This window comes from Pauljensenia sp. 20925_1_25, from assembly GCF_041433955.1.
In the GTDB taxonomy this organism is placed as follows: Bacteria; Actinomycetota; Actinomycetes; order Actinomycetales; family Actinomycetaceae; genus Pauljensenia.
Window position 1 is genome coordinate 1 of sequence record NZ_JAPWCL010000047.1, and the last position, 1,081, is coordinate 1,081.

Annotated in this window: 1 protein-coding gene; it reads left to right on the plus strand. The window is 56.8% G+C overall.

Annotation, left to right across the window (positions count from 1 at the left end; all coding sequences use genetic code 11):
• The first annotated feature begins 237 nt into the window (after positions 1–237).
• Positions 238–972, plus strand: a complete 735-nt coding sequence (locus O3932_RS10445) for a hypothetical protein (RefSeq protein WP_371538308.1) — start codon at positions 238–240, stop codon at positions 970–972.
• The last annotated feature ends 109 nt before the right edge of the window (positions 973–1,081 follow it).

Genomic DNA, 1,081 nt, shown 5'->3' on the forward strand with positions numbered 1-1,081 from the left:
ACATCCCCCATGCAAACGGCAAATAGGCAACGACGTGCATACGGAAGCATCTTTGGTGCATTACTTCTACTCCTAAATGCTTCCCCTGTATTCGCCGACAGCACCCCCAGTCCTTGTGATTTTGATTCGGGCACACAAGCTGGATTATGCGCTTCAACTGTCCCGGGTGGCATCGGGGTCTCTGGTTGGCTCCACGAGAATGAACAGTCGCCAGCGCAAGAATCGACCAATGACACGTTGGCTGTCGATGACGAGCGTTCTCTGCAGACGGCTGATGTGAAGGCTGATCCTGTGTCTGGTTCTTACAAAGATCGTTGTAAGGAACTGTTCATTGGGAAGGCGGCCAACAGTCCGATTGTTTCTGATGACACCACTATCGTTCGGTGCGAGCTGCCTCCTGATCCTGAGGGTGGACCCAATCAAGACCCGAGCCGTGTACCCACCACGCGCGACATCCTCTACCTGGCCTCCACCGTCATCCACGCCGACGGGGCCGGCCTGTATAAGCGACCACTCGGGGTCTCCTACACGAACAAGTTCATCCCCACCGTTGTCGCGGTCACCAGCCCCACCCAAACACACGTCATCAACCTGCTGGGACGCGACATCACGATCACACTCACCGCCACGAACTACGAATGGAACTGGGGAGATGGCACCCCCAACCTGGTCACCACCTCCACAGGATCAGTCTGGTCCGAGGGCATGGATTTGAACACCGACCCGAACCTGATCCGCCACTACTACACACCACCCCAAGGCTGGCGCTCCATGTTGGACGGCCCCTACCCCCACGAAGACCGGGACATCACCCTGACCACCACGTGGAGTGGAACCGCCACCAACCCCTTCACCGGGGACACACAAACCATCAACGGCCTCGTCACCACCACAGAAACAACCGGCAAATTCCCCCTGTCCCACCTGGTCATCAACAACACCGACACCTGGGAAGAAAAACAAGGCCACTAGCAGGGCAATCGAGAGAAAAAAGAACCATGAACGCCCCACAGTTACACCAACGTAAAACACGCCCTTGGATCATCGCGATCATCGCCGTCGTCACAGTGATAGCGGCATC